This window comes from Pseudoxanthomonas sp. 97-1-1 (assembly GCF_057773125.1).
The window spans coordinates 1,486,454-1,502,240 of the sequence record NZ_JBYMTJ010000001.1 but is presented as its reverse complement, the minus strand read 5'-3'; the positions used below and the strand labels follow the sequence as shown (position 1 = coordinate 1,502,240).

General features: G+C 68.0%; 16 protein-coding genes. 5 read left to right on the top strand and 11 right to left on the bottom strand.

Annotation, left to right across the window (positions count from 1 at the left end; genetic code table 11):
- Positions 1-3 precede the first annotated feature (3 nt).
- A complete protein-coding gene (locus AC3DET_RS06990) occupies positions 4-450 on the top strand; it encodes a hypothetical protein (RefSeq protein ID WP_488391135.1) in 447 nt (148 codons plus the stop codon).
- Here AC3DET_RS06990 and AC3DET_RS06985 read toward each other — a convergent pair.
- Positions 447-1,106, bottom strand: coding sequence for a hypothetical protein (locus tag AC3DET_RS06985; RefSeq protein ID WP_446538427.1), 660 nt, complete (start codon positions 1,104-1,106; stop codon positions 447-449). The two genes, AC3DET_RS06990 and AC3DET_RS06985, sit on opposite strands and share 4 nt — an antisense overlap.
- Before the next feature lie 181 nt (positions 1,107-1,287).
- Here AC3DET_RS06985 and AC3DET_RS06980 point away from each other — a divergent pair, with 181 nt between their 5' ends.
- Entirely contained in the window at positions 1,288-2,343 is a 1,056-nt protein-coding gene (locus tag AC3DET_RS06980; protein ID WP_488391134.1) for a type 1 glutamine amidotransferase domain-containing protein, read from the top strand.
- A gap of 47 nt (positions 2,344-2,390) precedes the next feature.
- Here AC3DET_RS06980 and AC3DET_RS06975 read toward each other — a convergent pair whose 3' ends face one another.
- From AC3DET_RS06975 to AC3DET_RS06930, 10 genes are all read right to left on the bottom strand, one after another.
- On the bottom strand, positions 2,391-3,044 hold the full coding sequence (locus AC3DET_RS06975; protein WP_488391133.1) for a DUF4124 domain-containing protein: 654 nt from the start codon (positions 3,042-3,044) through the stop codon (positions 2,391-2,393).
- Positions 3,041-3,760, bottom strand: coding sequence for a DUF4124 domain-containing protein (locus AC3DET_RS06970; RefSeq protein ID WP_337732296.1), 720 nt, complete (start codon positions 3,758-3,760; stop codon positions 3,041-3,043). Before AC3DET_RS06970 ends, AC3DET_RS06975 begins: the two co-directional genes overlap by 4 nt.
- 65 nt (positions 3,761-3,825) lie before the next feature.
- Entirely contained in the window at positions 3,826-4,389 is a 564-nt protein-coding gene (gene tsaC / locus AC3DET_RS06965) for an L-threonylcarbamoyladenylate synthase type 1 TsaC (RefSeq protein WP_192199904.1), read from the bottom strand.
- Between the two features lie 24 nt (positions 4,390-4,413).
- Positions 4,414-6,924: a DNA topoisomerase I gene (locus AC3DET_RS06960; protein ID WP_488391132.1), complete on the bottom strand. Its 2,511-nt coding sequence runs from the start codon at positions 6,922-6,924 to the stop codon at positions 4,414-4,416.
- Between the two features lie 207 nt (positions 6,925-7,131).
- Positions 7,132-8,178, bottom strand: coding sequence for an RDD family protein (locus AC3DET_RS06955; protein ID WP_446538422.1), 1,047 nt, complete (start codon positions 8,176-8,178; stop codon positions 7,132-7,134).
- A gap of 19 nt (positions 8,179-8,197) precedes the next feature.
- Positions 8,198-9,100 (bottom strand): RDD family protein, encoded by a 903-nt coding sequence (locus tag AC3DET_RS06950; RefSeq protein ID WP_488391131.1) that lies wholly within the window; start codon positions 9,098-9,100, stop codon positions 8,198-8,200.
- A gap of 51 nt (positions 9,101-9,151) precedes the next feature.
- A complete protein-coding gene (locus AC3DET_RS06945; RefSeq protein WP_488391130.1) occupies positions 9,152-9,889 on the bottom strand; it encodes a GYF domain-containing protein in 738 nt (245 codons plus the stop codon).
- A 26-nt stretch (positions 9,890-9,915) separates the two neighbouring features.
- Positions 9,916-10,389, bottom strand: coding sequence for a DUF494 family protein (locus AC3DET_RS06940; protein WP_142123186.1), 474 nt, complete (start codon positions 10,387-10,389; stop codon positions 9,916-9,918).
- Positions 10,386-11,561 (bottom strand): DNA-processing protein DprA, encoded by a 1,176-nt coding sequence (dprA, locus tag AC3DET_RS06935; protein ID WP_488391129.1) that lies wholly within the window; start codon positions 11,559-11,561, stop codon positions 10,386-10,388. Before dprA ends, AC3DET_RS06940 begins: the two co-directional genes overlap by 4 nt.
- Before the next feature lie 78 nt (positions 11,562-11,639).
- Positions 11,640-12,764 carry a LysM peptidoglycan-binding domain-containing protein gene (locus AC3DET_RS06930; protein WP_337732289.1) on the bottom strand — a complete coding sequence of 375 codons (1,125 nt, stop codon included), beginning with the start codon at positions 12,762-12,764 and terminating at the stop codon, positions 11,640-11,642.
- A 132-nt stretch (positions 12,765-12,896) separates the two neighbouring features.
- On the opposite strand from AC3DET_RS06930, the gene def reads away from it, so the two are divergent.
- From def to rsmB, 3 genes are all read left to right on the top strand, one after another.
- Positions 12,897-13,409 carry a peptide deformylase gene (def, locus tag AC3DET_RS06925; protein WP_337732288.1) on the top strand — a complete coding sequence of 171 codons (513 nt, stop codon included), beginning with the start codon at positions 12,897-12,899 and terminating at the stop codon, positions 13,407-13,409.
- A 75-nt stretch (positions 13,410-13,484) separates the two neighbouring features.
- Complete coding sequence (gene fmt, locus AC3DET_RS06920; RefSeq protein ID WP_337732286.1) at positions 13,485-14,405, top strand: methionyl-tRNA formyltransferase; 921 nt, start codon at positions 13,485-13,487, stop codon at positions 14,403-14,405.
- On the top strand, positions 14,402-15,697 hold the full coding sequence (gene rsmB, locus AC3DET_RS06915) for a 16S rRNA (cytosine(967)-C(5))-methyltransferase RsmB (protein ID WP_488391128.1): 1,296 nt from the start codon (positions 14,402-14,404) through the stop codon (positions 15,695-15,697). The genes fmt and rsmB overlap by 4 nt, the downstream gene beginning before the upstream one ends.
- The last annotated feature ends 90 nt before the right edge of the window (positions 15,698-15,787 follow it).

Sequence of the window (15,787 nt, the reverse complement as noted above, 5' to 3'; positions counted from 1 at the left end):
CGCATGGGCAAGCGGATCGGGATGGCGGTGGTGCTGGTCATCGCGATGGCGTCCTGCGCCTCGGTGCGCGCACCGCTGGCGCCTGACGCCTATCAGCTGGATATCCGCGACAATCCTGCGGAACGTCGCTTCGACGTGGTACTGCAGTCGCGCCACGACCGCGCGCTGTGCGTGTCCAGCGACAGCTGGCCGCTCTCCCCGGGCACGCTGCGTGCCGAGAACACCGGGGTATACCTGGAGACGGCGGCGGGAATCCTGCCGCTCCAGGGTCAGTTCGTCAGTGTCTATTGCCCCGGTGGTTGCGGCGAGGTGCGCGTCGAACCCGGTGCAACGCTGTCCGGCTTCTTCGCCTACAGTGCGTTCGGCGACGCCGATCGCATCGCCGCGGATGCGAGCAGGCAGCTTCACTACGCCCTGGCGCCCCAGGCCTGCCGTCGACCCGCGCGCTAGGGTGTCCGGGCGGCCGCCTCCGGCGCGCTGAAAACCACCCGGCCGTCCGCATCCAGCACTTCGATGCGGGCGTCGCCGGCACGATCCACGCGCAGGCGGATGCGGTCCTTGCCGCTCGCGTCGGCCAGCAGGATCTCGGCATCGTTGCGTTCGTTCTGGATCACGATGCGGCGCGTGGCCTGCCTGGCCGCGTCGAGCACCTTCACGTGCGAGGGCACGGCCTGGTTGATCTGCAGGCCGCTGCTGATGGGCTCGCCGTCGGCGCCGATGCGCGTCAGCAGGCCGATGGCGTCCATGTTGGGATTGTCGAAGGCAAGCGCCGAAACCTTGCCGGCCTCCACGTCGGTGAGTGCAAGGCCGCCGACTTCGTTGCCCTTGCGGTCGTAGAACACCAGTCCCGCGGGCGTGACGGCGCGCTTGAAGGTTTCTCCATTCAACATCGGCGGCGGAAAGCGCTGCTGGTTGGCCAGCACCACGCGCGGCGTGCCGTCCGCGTCCACGATGTCCAACCGCTCCACCGACAACCGTTCGAAATGCGGGTCGGGCGCTTTGAAGGCCACCAGCAGCAAGGCGATGAAGGCCATGGTCAGCGCACCGGCGTAGGCACGCATCAGCCGCATCTCGCGGAGCAGGCGGGGCAGGGGGTCGTGCGGCATCGGTCAGTCTCCCGGGGCGGAACACCCGATTCTACCCAGCGCCCCGCGCACGCGTGCCGCATCGCGGTCCGCGATGTTCCGCAGTGCGGCGACGGTCGCCACGGTGCGAAGGAGGGTGCGATTGAAGTTCGTTTTACACGCACGACGTAGCGTGTGCCGACCTGGAGATGAGGACATCGGGATGCGGCGATGGATCAAGCGCGGGCTGTTGGCCTGCCTGGCGGCGATGCTGGTGGTGGGAATCGGAGGGTTCGCCTACGTATACACGCTGGACCTGGATGCGCAGCCGCCTGCGGATCCGGACAGCACGGTGGCGGACCTGGCCTTCATGCGCGATGCGCAGCCGCCGACACGCGGGAAGATCCTGGCGGTGGTCACCAGCACCTCGCACTTCCCGGGTGGCGGGAAGAAAGCGGGCTTCGAACTGACTGAGCTGGCGCGGGCGTACTACGTATTCCGGGCCAACGGCTATGACGTCGACATCGCCAGTCCGCACGGGGGATCACCCCCGATGCGGCGGGATGACGAGGACATGGTCGAAGCCGACCATGCCTTCCTCAATGATGCGGTCGCGCGCGGGAAGCTCGATGCCAGCCTGTCGGTGCGAGAGGTGGATCCCGCAAATTACGCGGCGGTGTACTTCGTCGGCGGCAAGGGCACGATGTTCGACTTCCCCGATGATCCGGCCATCCAGCGGCTGGTGCGCGCGGTGTACCAGGCAGGTGGTGTGATTGGCGCGGTGTGCCACGGGCCGGCCGCGTTGCTGGAGGTGACGCTGGACGATGGCACGCCGCTGCTGCGCGGCCGTCGCGTGGCTGGCTTCAGCAACGCGGAAGAGCTGTTCCTGATCGAGGATGCACGCGCGCGCTTCCCGTACCTGTTGCAGGACCGCCTGGTGGAAAAGGGGGCGCGTTACGTGGAAGGCCCGATGTACCTGGACAACACGGTGGTCGATGGTCGGGTGATCACCGGACAGAATCCGTGGTCGACATGGTCCACCGCGGAGGCGATGGTTCGCGCGCTGGGCCATGCACCGGTCGCGCGCGCACCGGGACGCGACGAGTTGGCGGTGCAGGTGCTGGCGGCCTATCACGCGCGCGGTGTCGATGACGCGCGCAAGGCACGTGCGGAGCGGCCGGGGGCGGACAAGCGCCTGCTGTTGATGCATGCGCTGGTGGCCGCCATGCAGGGGCGACTCGGCGATGCGTGGCGGTTGCAGGCGCTGGCGCGAGACTGAGGGGCATGCAACGACGAGGCGCCGATGCAGGGATCAGGGGCGCAGCGTCATTGCCCGCAGTTGCTTTCGCTGACGATGCGCGCGACGCGCTCGTGTTCGGCCTTGTTCCGATCGACGTTCTCGCGGCGGGCGAAGCGCCAGGCCACTTCGGTTTCGTCGAGGCGCTTCTGCCATGCCTCGCAGAGCGCGCCATCGGGCACGCGGGCGCAGGTGTCGCGCACGACTTCGCAGGCTTGGCCGGCGCCGGATTGCGGGTTGCCATCCAGTCCCACTGTCCGCAACGTCACGCAGCGCGAGGCGGGTTCGCTGTCTTCGGTGACGTAGGTGCCCTTGTCGTGCGTGGTGCACTGGAACAGCACCGGCGGGGGCAGCCGGCGCGCGCTGTCGGCGGTCGCTGGCGCGGCAGGCGTTGCGGATGCGGGTGCGGCAGGCGTGGCCATGGCCGGCGATGCCTGCGTGGGCGAAGCGAGCGACGTGGCCGTGGGCGCGGACGTCATCGGCACCGTGTTGACGCCCTGCATGGTGCGCGCTTCCTGCTTCATGCCTTTGGGGCATGGCGAATTCTGCAGCGTCAGTGCGCCGCTCGCATCCGTGCAGCGGTAGATGGTCACCTCGTCCGCGTGGGCGGCCGGGGTCGCGGTGATCCAGCACAGGACCAGCAACGGAAGACAGGCGGGGGTGGCGCGCACGGGGGGACTCATGGATTCCTGCAATCGTTGGCGATGCGCGCGTCGATGCCGCGCTGTTCCAAGTCTAGCGCGCGCCGCTCGCTCGACATGGCGCTGCCGTAGCGGCGCAGGATCTCGTAGCGACGGTCGGAGAGGCGCGCGCACACTTCCTGCTGTGGCAGCGGGTGGCAGGTGTCGCGCACCCAGGTGCCACCGGGCAGGATCACCGGGCCGGGCCCCGGCGGGTGGCCACCCGGGGGACGCGGTGGCCGGCGGTCACCGCTTTCGAAGGACAGGTGGCCGTTGCCGACCGACACACTGCCGGACACGCTGGCGCTGCTGCCGACGCGCGGCCAGGCGGGATAGGCCACACCATACGGGACCCAGCGCGGATTGCCGTCGTCGTTGTCGCTGGTGTAGACCTTGCCCTCCGGCGTGGTGCATTCGTACATCGGCCGCGGCGGGGTGAGGTACACCACGCGCGTGGGGGGCGGCTCGGCAGGCGGTGGCGGCACGGGCGTGGGCGCAGCGACAGCAGGTGGTGGCACGGGATCCAGCGGCCGTTGCATCGCGCGGACTTCCTGCTTCTCGCCTTTCAGGCACGGCGAATCGCGCAGCGCCACGCTGCCGTTGGCGGTCACGCAGCGGTAGATGGTGACCTGCCCGGCGCCGGGTGCCGCCTGCGCGCCCATGGCGGCAGGCGACAGCGTCAACAGCATCGTCAACAGCGGTGGGGCGAGGCGGAGCATGCGGCCATGGTGCGCGCGTGCCGGAGGGATGGGAAGGTGGAAGGGCGGCCGTGTACGGCCGCCAGTCATTCGCGCAGCGATTGGCCGGTCAGCGCATCACGGATGACCGTGGGACGGGCGAGGCCGCCCGTGTGGCCGGCGACAACGGCGTCGACGCGTGGCAGCAGCAGCGGGTCCAGGGCGTCGCGGTCGCTGACGGCGGGCTTGCCACTGAGGTTCGCACTGGTGGACACCAGCGCGCCGCCATAGGCCTGGCACAGGCCGATCACGACCGGGTGTTCGCTCACGCGCACGGCGATGCCGCGGTGCACGCCGGTGATCCAGCGGGGGGCTTGCGCGGTGGCGGGCATCACCCAGGTGTGAGGGCCTGGCCAGCTGGAGAGCACCTCGGTGAGGCGGTCCGTCGGAACGGCGGCGACATCGATCAGCGGCTTGAGCTGTTCCAGCGTGGCGGCGATGAGGATCAGGCCCTTCTCCACCGGTCGCTGCTTGATCGCCAGCAGCCGGTGCACCGCGCCTTCGTCGAACGGATCGCAGCCCAGGCCCCACACCGCCTCGGTGGGGTAGGCGACGATGCCGCCACTGCGGATGACTTCCGCGGCTTCCTCGATGGTCCGTTCGATGGGCATGGTGTCGTCGGCGTCGTGGTGGGATCAGAAGGGAGCGTCGTCTCCGGCGACCGCCTTGGATGCCGCCTTCTTCACCGTCTTCTTTGCTGCTGTCTTCTTGCTGGCGGATGTGGTCGCCGTCTTCCCGGTGGCTTTCTTCGCTGCCTTCTTCGCCGGTGCCTTCTTGGCAGCAGCCTTCTTCGGTGCGGCTTCTTTCTTCGCCACGGCTTTCTTCGCGGCGGTCTTCTTGCCGAAGCCCTTGCGCACCGGCTTGCCGGTTTCTTCCAGCAGCTTGGTCACCTCGTCGAACGTCAGCGACGCCGGCTCGCGATCCTTGGGGATCTTTCCGTTGAGCTTGCCATCGCTGATGTACGGGCCGAAGCGACCGTTCAACACCTGGATGTCGCTGCCATCGAATTCCTTGATGATGCGGTTGCGCGCGATCTCTTCCTTCTCTTCGATCAGGAACACCGCGCGCGCCAGGTCGATCGTGTAGGGATCGTCTTCCTTCTTCAGCGACGCGTACACGCTGCCGCGCTTGGCGAACGGGCCGAAGCGGCCGATGCCGACGCTGACCTCCTCGTCCTTGTCCTGGCCCAGCTTGCGGGGCAGCTTGAACAGTTCCAGCGCGTCTTCCAGCGTGATGGTGTGCATCGATTGGCCGGGACGCAGCGAGGCGAACTCCAGCTTCTCGTCGGTGTCCTTGTCGCCGATCTGCGCATACGGCCCGTAACGGCCCAGGCGCACGCTGACCGGCTTGCCGGACTTGGCGTCGGTACCGAGTTCGCGCGCGCCGGTGGCTTCGCTGCGGTCCACGGTCTCCGCCTTTTCGGCGACCAGGTCCTTGAAGGGACCCCAGAACCGCTCCATCAGCGGCACCCAGTCTTCCTCGCCGCGGGAAACGGCGTCCAGCTCGTCCTCCAGCTTGGCGGTGAAGTCGTAGTCCACGTACTGGGTGAAATGGCCGGACAGGAACTTGGATACCGCGCGGCCCACGTCGCTGGGCTTGAACGCGCGGCCTTCCATTTCCACGTACTTGCGGAACTGCAGGGTCTGGATGATCGAGGCGTAGGTGGAGGGACGGCCGATGCCGTACTCCTCCAGCGCCTTGACCAGCGCCGCTTCGGTGAAGCGCGGCGGCGGCTGGGTGAAATGCTGGTCGGCGTGGATGCGGTCGAGCGGCACGGTGTCGCCGGGTTTCATCGGCGGCAGCTTGCGGCCTTCGTCGTCGTCCTCGGCGTTCTTCTGGTCCTTGCCTTCCTCGTACACGGCCAGGAAGCCCGGGTCGACCACGGTGGTGCCGCTGGCGCGGAAGCTGTGCTGGCTGCCGGCGGCCAGGTCGACCGAGACGGTGTTGAGCGTGGCCGGGACCATCTGGCAGGCGACGGCGCGCTTCCAGATCAGGTCGTACAGCTTGCGCTCGTCGTCGCTCAGGTGCCGGGCGACCTGCGCGGGCGTGCGCAGCGCGCTGGTGGGACGCACGGCTTCGTGCGCTTCCTGCGCGTTCTTCGACTTGGTGACATAGACGTTGGGCTTGTCCGGCAGCGCCTGCGTGCCGAAGTCGCGCGCGATGACGTCGCGGATCTCGGCCAGCGCTTCCGCCGACAGGCTCACCGAGTCGGTACGCATGTAGCTGATCAGGCCGACGGTGCCTTCCTCGTCGCCGATGTTGACGCCTTCGTACAGCTTCTGCGCCACCTGCATGGTCTTGCGGGTGGTGAAGCCGAGCTTGCGCGAGGCTTCCTGCTGCAGCGTGGACGTGGTGAACGGCGGGGCCGGGCGGCGCTTGCGCTCCTTGCTGGTCACATCGGTGACATGCAGCATGCCCTGCGCGGCCTGCTGGATGCGCAGGCGGGCCGCTTCGGCGGTGTCGCCGTCGGTAACGGTGAACTGTTCGAACTTCTGCCCGTCGAGCTTCGTCAGCTTGGCGGTGAAGGCCTGGCGCGGATGCGCGCACTCGGCCTCGATGCTCCAGTACTCGCGGGCGATGAAGGCTTCGATCTCTTCCTCGCGCTCCACGATCATGCGCAGCGCCGGCGACTGCACGCGGCCGGCGGACAGGCCGCGCTGCACCTTGCGCCACAGCACGGGCGAAAGATTGAAGCCGACCAGGTAGTCCAGCGCGCGGCGCGCCTGCTGGGCGTCGACCAGGTCGCCGGCGATCTGCCGCGGCTGGGCCATGGCTTCCTTGATCGCGCGCGGCGTGATTTCGGTGAAGACCACCCGGTGCAGCGGTTTGTCCTTCAGCAGGCCGCGCTCCTTCAGGATCTCGGCGATGTGCCAGCTGATCGCCTCGCCCTCGCGGTCCGGGTCGGTCGCCAGGAAGATGTCATCGGCACCCTTGGCGGCCTTGGCGATGGCGTCGACGTGCTTCTCGTTCTTCTCGATCAGGTCGTAGCGCATCGCGAACCCGTTGTCGGGGTCCACCGCTCCTTCCTTCGGCACCAGGTCCCGGACGTGGCCATAGGACGCGAGGACGGTGAAGTCCTTGCCGAGGTATTTGTTGATCGTCTTGGCCTTGGCGGGCGACTCGACGATGAGCAGGTGCTTGGGCATGTCAGGGGTTCAGGGGAGTTCGGGTGGGCCGTCCGGGGCCGGCTAGGGTGGCCCAGATGCGGGCGCCAGAGAAGCGGACGCCCGGGGCGGGGGCCCCGGGCGTTCAGATTTCCTATTTATAGTGGTGTCACGGCCGGCCCCGGCCTGTCAAGCCGCCGTGGTGGGGCCGGGCCGGGTTCCGTGACCCGGATCGCGCCGTGGGGCCGGTCAGCGGCTCATCGAAAACAGGGCGGCGAAGGCCACCAGCATCAGGATCACCGCACCGGCGATCAGCAGGCCGCCGATGATCAGCACCGCCAGGGCCACCGGCCCCAGTTCTTCGCGCTGGCGCCCGGGTTGCGAGGTGAAGGCCCACTTGTCGACCACCAGCGTGTCGCAGACCAGGTCATGCAGGGCCTGCTTGCGCGACGTGAAGGCGGCCATGAGGAAGCCGATGCCGAGGATGACGGCCGACAGTATGGTGGCCCAGTAGCGGGCGAAGCCGCGCAGGAAGCTGATCCTGTCCCCGTCAGCGCGAACCACTTTGATGCCGATGGCCAGTTTGCCGGGTGTGGCCATCAGCCCGGCCGCGGAGTGGAACCAGCCGTAGGCCATGGCAGAAAGCACGTACGAGATGGCGGTTTCGCCGACGTTGAAAGCGCCCGCCGCCCCCGAGAAGCCATCGGCGAACGAACTGCCCAAGCCCAGCAGCCCGGCGATGATGGTGGCCACGATGCCCACCGGGATGCCGATGGCGAACGCGTCGATGAAGCTGGCCGCCACGCGCTTCCAGAAGCCGGCATACACCACGTGACCATCCGCGACGGGGGGGCTGTAGGTGACGCGGCCCATGTCCGCGCGTGGTGCCGCGTAGGGCGACGCGGCCGCCTCCGGGGATTCCCCCGCCGCAACCGCGCGGGTGGCGGCGGCTGCGGCCGCCACGGCATCGGACTGGCTGGCATGCGCTGGCGCATGCCGTGCATAGCTGGGTTCGCTGGCGGTGAAAACGGCCCGGCCGGTCAGCGGGCGCTCTACGGGTGCCGGCTGCGGTTCGGGCTCCTGCGCGGCAGGCGCAGGTGAAGCCGGGACGGGGCGCGTGTCCGCGATGCCGAGTTCGACCGCGAGTTCGCCCAGCGGCGTCCACTGGTTCATGCCCTCCCGCCAGGCAAGCGATGCACTGGTCAGGGCACCGGAACGGTAGAGCCCCGTGAGAGCCTCCGGGGACACCGGGCCTTGGCGCTCGTGCCGGATATCAACGTAATACCACTCGGTCATGCAGGGTCTCCTTGCCCTTTCAGGATTGTGTGGCCAGCGGAATCAGGATGGCGGCCATCATGGCGATGAAGATCAGGCCGTAGATCACGGCCGCGATCGCCAGGATCACCTTCGTGGCGGTGCCGAGGCCGCGCTGCTGCCAGTCGGGATGCGCGGTGTACGCCCAGCGGTCCACCACCAGCGTGCCCACCGCCATGTCGTGCAGGCCCTGCTTGCGCTCGGTGAAGGCCGCGATCAGGTAACCGATGTACAGCGTGAGGTAGTTCAGCATGACGGCCAGCCAGCGCAGCAACGCGCGACCCAGCGTCAGGTGGCGCCCGTCGATGTCGGTGACCTTGATGCCGACCGCCATCTTGCCCAGCGTGGCCTGCTTGCCCGAGGACTCGAAACCGACGTAATACGCCGCACTGATCACCGGATACAGCAGGTAGACCAGCGCCATCATGCCGAACATCGCCGCCATGCCTTCGGCGTCGTTCCCGCCGCGCATCAGCAGGCTGCCGCCGACGCCCAGCACGACCACACACACGATGAGCACCAGGTAGTAGGCGAAGCCCACCACCATCGAGTCGATGAAAAGCGCCGCGAGGCGCCGCCAGAAGCCAGCGAGCACCACGTCGCCATCGCCCACGTAATGCTGTTCCGATGCGATCTGTGCCGCAGGCGGTGCGTAAGGCGCGTCTGCGGCGGGGATGTGGAGTTCAGTGGCGGCGTCGGCACCTGCTGCCGGCGGGTCCATCGTGCCGACTGGCAGGTCCAGTTCGGAGGCCAGCGCACTCAGCGGCTTCCAGTCCTCCAGCCCCTCTCGCCACACCAGGGACTGCGCGCCCAGGCGCGCCTGGCGGACATGGCCGCCGAGTTCCCCGGCCGTGAACGGCCCCTGCCGCTGCCCTTGGGCGTCGGCGTAATACCAGTGCGTCATGCGTTCGATCCCCGATGAAATACGTGGCCTGCCGCGCCACGTCGACGTTGCTCAGCCGCGACACTCCATGGGCAGCCATTTGTCGTCGATTTCCGACGAGCACTGCCATTCGGTGTGGTCGCTCCCCATGTCCCACCACAGCTTCCTGCCGTCGATCTGCGCGTTGCCGGTATTGCCGAACTCCAGCTCGAAACCGCAGGTGCCGTCGTCGAAGTCGCCGACGACGGCGCGCGTGATGTAGGTACCCGCGTAGCTCTCGGGCGTGCCGATGCCGCCTTCGCCATTGGTGGGGCAGCGGCCTTCGCGATCATGGAAGGCCTTCACGTCGCTGCGCAGTTCGACGTTGTCGATCACCGCCTGGGAAACCTTCGAGCGCAGGGTGTAATCGTTGTACGCAGGGATCGCGATGGCGGCCAGGATGCCGCCGATGCCGACGCAGGGCAGCACCAGGGCCGCCGCCACGATCAGTGCGATCCTGCCGCCCGACATCCCTTTCTTGGCGACGGGCTGCGCGGGTGCGCGCAACAGGCGTTCCTGCACGGGAGAAGCGGCAACATGCGCTGTCGGCGGCGGTGGAACGGGCGGTGGCGTCCCGCCGCCATCGGCCGGTGCCGCATGCAGTCCCAGCTCGGCGGAAAACTCCCGCAGCGGCAGCCACTCGGGCAGGCCTTCGCGCCAGACAAGGCTGTCCAGCGCGACGCGGCCGTAACGGTAATGGGTGACCAGTTCTTCCGACGACACCGGCCCGTGCTGCTGACGGTTCCGGTCAGCGTAGTACCAACCCGACATGCTTCCCCCTGAAGCGTTTCAACGCCTCAGTGTACCGGCTCGGGTTCGTCCGCAAACATCTGGGTTTCCATCCACGCGTAGGCGGCTTCCGAGCCGGGCTGGTTGAACAGCACCATCAGCACGACCCACTTCAGGTCGTCCAGGTCCAGTTCGTCCTGGTCCAGTGCCATTGCACGGTCCAGCACCAGCTCGCGCTGGTCCGCGTCCAGTACGCCATGCTGCTCCAGGAACAGCAGGAAGCCCCGGCATTCGACGTCGAGCTTTTCCAGCTCGGGACCGTGGAAGACGCGGGTGGGGCCGCCCACGCGCGGCGTCGACGCGGCCGGCCGCTGGTCGGCCAGGGCATCGAGCCAATCGAAGGCCTTGCTGATTTCGGCGGGGCTGAAACCGGCCTGGATCAGGCCGTTCTGGAGAGAGTCGCGATCGCGGACGGGGTCCGCATCTTCAGTGAAGTAATGTTCGAACAGGTACAGCAGTACATCCAGGATGCTCTCTTTCATTGCCCCTCGGCCTGCGTCATCGACGCTGTGGAGGTGAAGAAACCGGTCTTTCTCTGGTATCGGCCGTGTTCTGCCGTTACTAAGCCATCCAGTTCCATGACCAGCAGCATGGAGGACAGTTCCGCAGCCGTCAATCCGGTTCGTGAGACGAGCTGATCCATACCTGTTGGGTCGTGACCCAATCCTTCCCACAACTTCTGGTAGTCGGCGTCCAGTCGCAAGGGTGTCTCGCCTGGCCCTGCGATTGCCGCCGATTCAGTCTCGCCCAAGCGGCCACGCAAGGCGTTGGCGAGGTCTGCGGCCAGTGGTGCCACCGCCCCGATGACCTCCTGCGCGCATTCCACCAGGGCGGCGCCGTCCCGGATCAGGCGGTGGCAGCCCCGCGCCAAGGGGTTGTGGATCGAGCCGGGGATGGCGAAGACCTCGCGCCCGGCTTCGCCGGCCTGGCGGGCGGTGATCAGCGCCCCCGACCGCTCGGCGGCTTCGACCACGAGCGTGCCCAGCGTCAGGCCCGCGAGGATCCGGTTACGCGAAGGGAAATGGCTGCGCATCGCAGGGGTCCCGGGCGGGTGTTCACTGACCACGGCGCCGTGGGTGGCCAGGCGATCGCGCAACCGGTCATGCCCCGGGGGATAGGCGATGTCCGGGCCGGTGCCGACGACCGCAAGGGTGGTGCCGGGTCCCAGCGCCAGCGCGGCCTCATGCGCTGCGGCGTCGATGCCCCGCGCCATGCCGCTTGCCACCACGATCCCTGTCGAGGCGAGCGCCCGTGCGAAGGCGTGGGCATTGTCCCGTCCCCCGCTGGTCGGCGCGCGGCTGCCGACCACGGCGACGGCGGCCCTCCACAGCAGGGTTGGATCGCCTTCGACGAACAGCGCGAGCGGCGGGCTTCCGATCTGCCGCAGCGGGGCCGGGTAGTCCGCGTCGTGCCAGCCGATCAGGTGATGACCGGGGGCTTGCAACCACTCCAGTGTTCTCATGTGTGCGTCATCGGCAGGGCCGCGCAGACGGGTGATCTGTACGTCATCCATTCCTGCCGCTCGCCAGGCGCTTGCTCCTGCCCGGAGGGCCGCCGCCGGTGTGCCGTGCTGGTCGAGCAGGCGTCGGCGGCACAGCACCGGGCCACTGGCCAGGACCAGTCTGGCCAGTGCGATCGTGTCGTCGGTATGCATGCCGCGAGCGTAGGCCGGAAACGACGACGGCGCCCTCGGGCGCCGTCGCGGTCTTGCGTAGGAATTGCCTGACGCGGGTCAGTAGGTCGCGTCGGGGTGCTTCAGCTCGTAGCCGACCCGGGTGGCCTCCACGCCTTCCATGACCAGCGCGTAGCTGACCTTGTCGAAGGTGCGGAACACCATCGCATGGCTGGCGTATTCGTCAGGCAGGCTGACGCGGCCGGCGCCCGACTTCGGCGACTCGCTGATTCGCGAGGACTCCGGATGGGCCATGCGGTTGGCGGTGTGGCTGCCATTGCGCCAGATCGAGAACACGGTGCCGTTGTCCACGCCGTCCAGGCGGCCGCCGGAGATGGCGATCACGTCGCGCGTACCGCCCGAGGTGAGGGCATCCGCCACCGCCAGCACGCGCAACTTGCCGGCCGGATCGCTGGCGGGCGGATGCGGGAAGAAGTGCAGGTCGTAGGGCTGCGCGTCCACCGGGATCAGGCGGTCACCGACGCGGACCTCATGTCCGCCGATGTCGGCGACCAGTGTGCTGACCTCGGTGCCCGGGACGACACCCCGGGTGAAGGTCGCCACGTTGACCTTGGCCAGTTCGTAGCCAAGGAAAGCGCCCTTGCCACTCTGTTCGACGATGTCCTTCCACTGGTCCACTTCGCCGCGGATGGTCTTGCCGCGGAAGTCCAGGTCCTGCGCGCGCGGGTTGTCGGTGAAGCGGGCCGTCGGCCGGACCACCGCAAAGCGCTGGCCAGGCTGCGCGCCATCCAGTCCGCGGACATAGATGTTGTGGCCGCCGGAGCCGCGCAGGCGGTCTTCATCCAGCCCGGCGACATGCGGCAGGCTTTCGAAGCTGTCGACGACGCGACGATCCTTCAGGTACGCCTCGATGTCGGACAGCGGGATGGCGTTCAGCGGGGCTTCCTGGCGCGGGCCCGGTTGCACGGCCACGCGGTCCAGGTAGGCCAGGCTGATCACATCGCCCGGATAGATCAGGTGCGGGTTCTGGATCTGCGGATTGGCCTGCCAGATCTCCGGCCACAGCCACGGCTTCTTGAGGAAGCGCGCCGAAATATCCCACAGCGTGTCGCCACGCTTGACCACGTAGGTATCAGGGTGGCTCCCCGCCATCTCGGCAGCGGCCGCGTAAGTGCCGACGGTCAGCGCCGCAACGGCGAGAACCGTACGAAAATATTTAAACATGGCGGTATCTACCTGATTCCCCGACAGGTGGTCAGCACTATAGTCCAGAAAACCCGACGCAAAGCAAGCGCCCGCGTTAGAATTCGTGAGGGCTTGCCGGATTCCACTGGCGCCCCCATCCAGAGAAGCATCATGGCCCTGCTCCCCATCCTCGAATTCCCCGATCCCCGCCTGCGCACGAAGGCCGTGCCGGTGGATGCGGGGCATGTGACCTCGTTGGCGTTCCAGCGCCTGCTGGACGACATGTTCGAGACCATGTACGACGCTCCCGGCATTGGCCTGGCCGCCAGCCAGGTGGATGTGCACCAGCGCTTCATGGTGATCGACATCAGTGAAGAGAAGAACCAGCCGCAGGTCTTCATCAATCCCGAGCTGAGCGACAAGTCGGGCGAACAGATCTACCAGGAAGGCTGCCTCTCCGTCCCGGGCATCTTTGCCGACGTGACCCGTGCCGATGCGGTCACCGTGCGTTTCCTCGACCGCCAGGGGCAGCCGCAGGAACTGCGGGCCGATGGCCTGCTGGCGGTCTGCATCCAGCATGAGATGGACCACCTGGACGGCAAGCTGTTCGTCGATTACCTCTCGCCGCTGAAGCGCGAAATGGTGCGCAAGAAACTGGCCAAGCAGCGCAAGCACGTCGCCTGACGTGCGGGCGTGGCGGGATCGGGTGCCGGGCTGGTCCCGCCCGTTCCGATATCCCTTTCCTGAGGTCTCACCCGCATGAGAATCGTCTTCGCCGGCACGCCGGCGTTCGCCGTGCCCAGCCTGCGCGCCGCACATGCCCACCATGAAGTCGTCGCGGTCTACACCCAGCCCGATCGCCCGGCGGGGCGCGGGCGCGGGCTGACCCCTTCGCCCGTCAAGCTGGAAGCGATCCAGCGCGGCATCCCGGTGCTGCAGCCGCTCTCGCTGAGGAAGAAGTCCACCCAGGACGCACTGCGCGAGATGCAACCGGACGTCATGGTCGTGGTGGCTTATGGCTTGATCCTTCCGCAGGCGGTCCTGGACATTCCCCAGTACGGTTGCTGGAACGTACACGCCTCGCTGCTGCCGCGCTGGCGCGGTGCCGCGCCGATCCAGCGCGCCATCGAGGCGGGCGATACCGAGACGGGTGTCTGCCTGATGCAGATGGAAGCGGGCCTGGACACCGGGCCGGTGCTGCTGGCGCAGAGCATGCCGATTGGTCCGGAAGATACCGGCGGGCAACTCCACGACCGGCTTTCCGATCTGGGCGCCCAGGTGTTGCGCGATGCATTGGGTCTGCTGCGCGCCGGTGTCCGCCTGCCGCCGCATCCCCAGGCGGAAGAGGGCGTGGCGTACGCACACAAGCTGGACAAGGCCGAAGCGAAGCTCGACTGGTCGCAACCGGCCGGAGTGCTGGCCCGCAAGGTGCGTGCGTTCAATCCCTGGCCCGTGGCCGAAGCGCAGGTCGCCGGCGAGCGCTTGCGCATCCACGGAGCGGTCGTGGTGGACCAGTCCCACGACGCCACGCCGGGCACGTTGCTCGCGGCAGGCCGGCAGGGGTTGGACATCGCCTGCGGCGTTGGCGTCCTGCGCCTGCGTGTCGTCCAGCGGGAAGGGGGCAAGGCCATCACCGCGGCGGACTACCTCAACGCCCGGCGCGACCTGGTGACGGCATGAACACGCAGGCCGGCGTCGCGGTACGGGTCCTGGCCACCCGTGTCGTCGATGCCGTGATGCACCGTGGCCGTTCGCTGAAAGCGGAACTGGCCGCCTGCCTGCCCCGCATCGATGACGCACGGGATCGCGCGTTGCTGGAGGCGATCTGCTTCGCCGTGCTGCGCTCGCGTGCCCGCAGCGAGGCAGCGCTGGGGCAGTGGATGAGCAGGCCGCTGGGGCCGCGCGACAACGAGTTGCGTGCGCTCCTGCACGTGGGGTTCGCGCAGGTGGTCATCCTGGGGCTTCCCCCGCACGCGGCGCTGTCGGCAACCGTGGAAGCCGTGCGCGCGCTGGGGAGGCCGCACCAGGACAAGGTCGTGAATGCGCTGCTGCGTCGTGCGCAGCGTGAAGGCCTGCCCGCTGTGCCTGCTGACGCGCTCTGGCCGGAGTGGCTGCGCCGGCAGATCAGGGCCGATTGGCCTGAGCATGCCGAGGCGATCTTCGAGGCCAGCCAGCAGGAAGCGCCGCTGTGGTTGAGAGTCAATCGATCTCGTGGAAGTCGCGACGAGTACCGGCAACGACTGGCGGATGCGGGCATCGTGGCGGACCTCGCAGAAGACATGGCGGATGCGCTGGTCCTGCACGAACCGCTGGCCGCCACGGCGTTGCCCGGTTTCGCCCAGGGTGATGTCTCCGTACAGGATGGCGCCGCCCAGCGCGTGGCCGATCTGGCAGCCGCATTGCCCAAGGGAGCCCGCGTGCTGGACATGTGTGCCGCGCCCGGGGGCAAGTCCGCACACCTGCTGGAACGTGATCCTTCATTGCGACTGGTTGCACTGGATGTGGACGCCCGCCGGTTGCAGCGCGTCCGGGAGACACTCGACCGGGTGGGTGTCAGCGCACACCTGCAGGCAGCCGATGCCACCGATACAACGGCCTGGTGGGATGGCCAGCCTTTCGATGTCGTGCTGCTGGATGCGCCCTGCTCCGCCACGGGCATCGTGCGCCGGCAACCGGATGTGCTGCTGCATCGGCGAGCCGAGGACCTTGCGGCGCTGACGCGGCTGCAAGCCAACCTGATGGATGCGGCCTGGCATGTCCTGGCCCGCGGCGGGCAACTGATCTACACGACATGTTCGATTCTGCACGCAGAGAACGGACGACAGATAGAGGCGTTCCGCTCACGCCACCCGGAAGCGGTGCTGGATGCACTGGATGACACATGGGGTCACGAAGACGCGGGCGGCCGGCAGTGTTTGCCCGGTGAGGAGGACCGCGACGGGTTCTTCTACGCATCATGGCGCAAAGCGTGAACCGCGTTGCAGGACGCGGCCTGACCCGATTGCATGGAGCGTGCCGCGTGCCGGGAGTGCCTCGATTGCCGCATACTTCCGCACGCAGGG

Coding starts and splice junctions, on each gene's coding strand:
- AC3DET_RS06990 (WP_488391135.1), top strand. CDS start 4: ATGGGCAAGCGGATCGGGATGGCGGTGGTGCTGGTCATCGCGATGGCG.
- AC3DET_RS06985 (WP_446538427.1), bottom strand. CDS start 1,106: ATGCCGCACGACCCCCTGCCCCGCCTGCTCCGCGAGATGCGGCTGATG.
- AC3DET_RS06980 (WP_488391134.1), top strand. CDS start 1,288: ATGCGGCGATGGATCAAGCGCGGGCTGTTGGCCTGCCTGGCGGCGATG.
- AC3DET_RS06975 (WP_488391133.1), bottom strand. CDS start 3,044: ATGAGTCCCCCCGTGCGCGCCACCCCCGCCTGTCTTCCGTTGCTGGTC.
- AC3DET_RS06970 (WP_337732296.1), bottom strand. CDS start 3,760: ATGCTCCGCCTCGCCCCACCGCTGTTGACGATGCTGTTGACGCTGTCG.
- tsaC (WP_192199904.1), bottom strand. CDS start 4,389: ATGCCCATCGAACGGACCATCGAGGAAGCCGCGGAAGTCATCCGCAGT.
- AC3DET_RS06960 (WP_488391132.1), bottom strand. CDS start 6,924: ATGCCCAAGCACCTGCTCATCGTCGAGTCGCCCGCCAAGGCCAAGACG.
- AC3DET_RS06955 (WP_446538422.1), bottom strand. CDS start 8,178: ATGACCGAGTGGTATTACGTTGATATCCGGCACGAGCGCCAAGGCCCG.
- AC3DET_RS06950 (WP_488391131.1), bottom strand. CDS start 9,100: ATGACGCACTGGTATTACGCCGACGCCCAAGGGCAGCGGCAGGGGCCG.
- AC3DET_RS06945 (WP_488391130.1), bottom strand. CDS start 9,889: ATGTCGGGTTGGTACTACGCTGACCGGAACCGTCAGCAGCACGGGCCG.
- AC3DET_RS06940 (WP_142123186.1), bottom strand. CDS start 10,389: ATGAAAGAGAGCATCCTGGATGTACTGCTGTACCTGTTCGAACATTAC.
- dprA (WP_488391129.1), bottom strand. CDS start 11,561: ATGCATACCGACGACACGATCGCACTGGCCAGACTGGTCCTGGCCAGT.
- AC3DET_RS06930 (WP_337732289.1), bottom strand. CDS start 12,764: ATGTTTAAATATTTTCGTACGGTTCTCGCCGTTGCGGCGCTGACCGTC.
- def (WP_337732288.1), top strand. CDS start 12,897: ATGGCCCTGCTCCCCATCCTCGAATTCCCCGATCCCCGCCTGCGCACG.
- fmt (WP_337732286.1), top strand. CDS start 13,485: ATGAGAATCGTCTTCGCCGGCACGCCGGCGTTCGCCGTGCCCAGCCTG.
- rsmB (WP_488391128.1), top strand. CDS start 14,402: ATGAACACGCAGGCCGGCGTCGCGGTACGGGTCCTGGCCACCCGTGTC.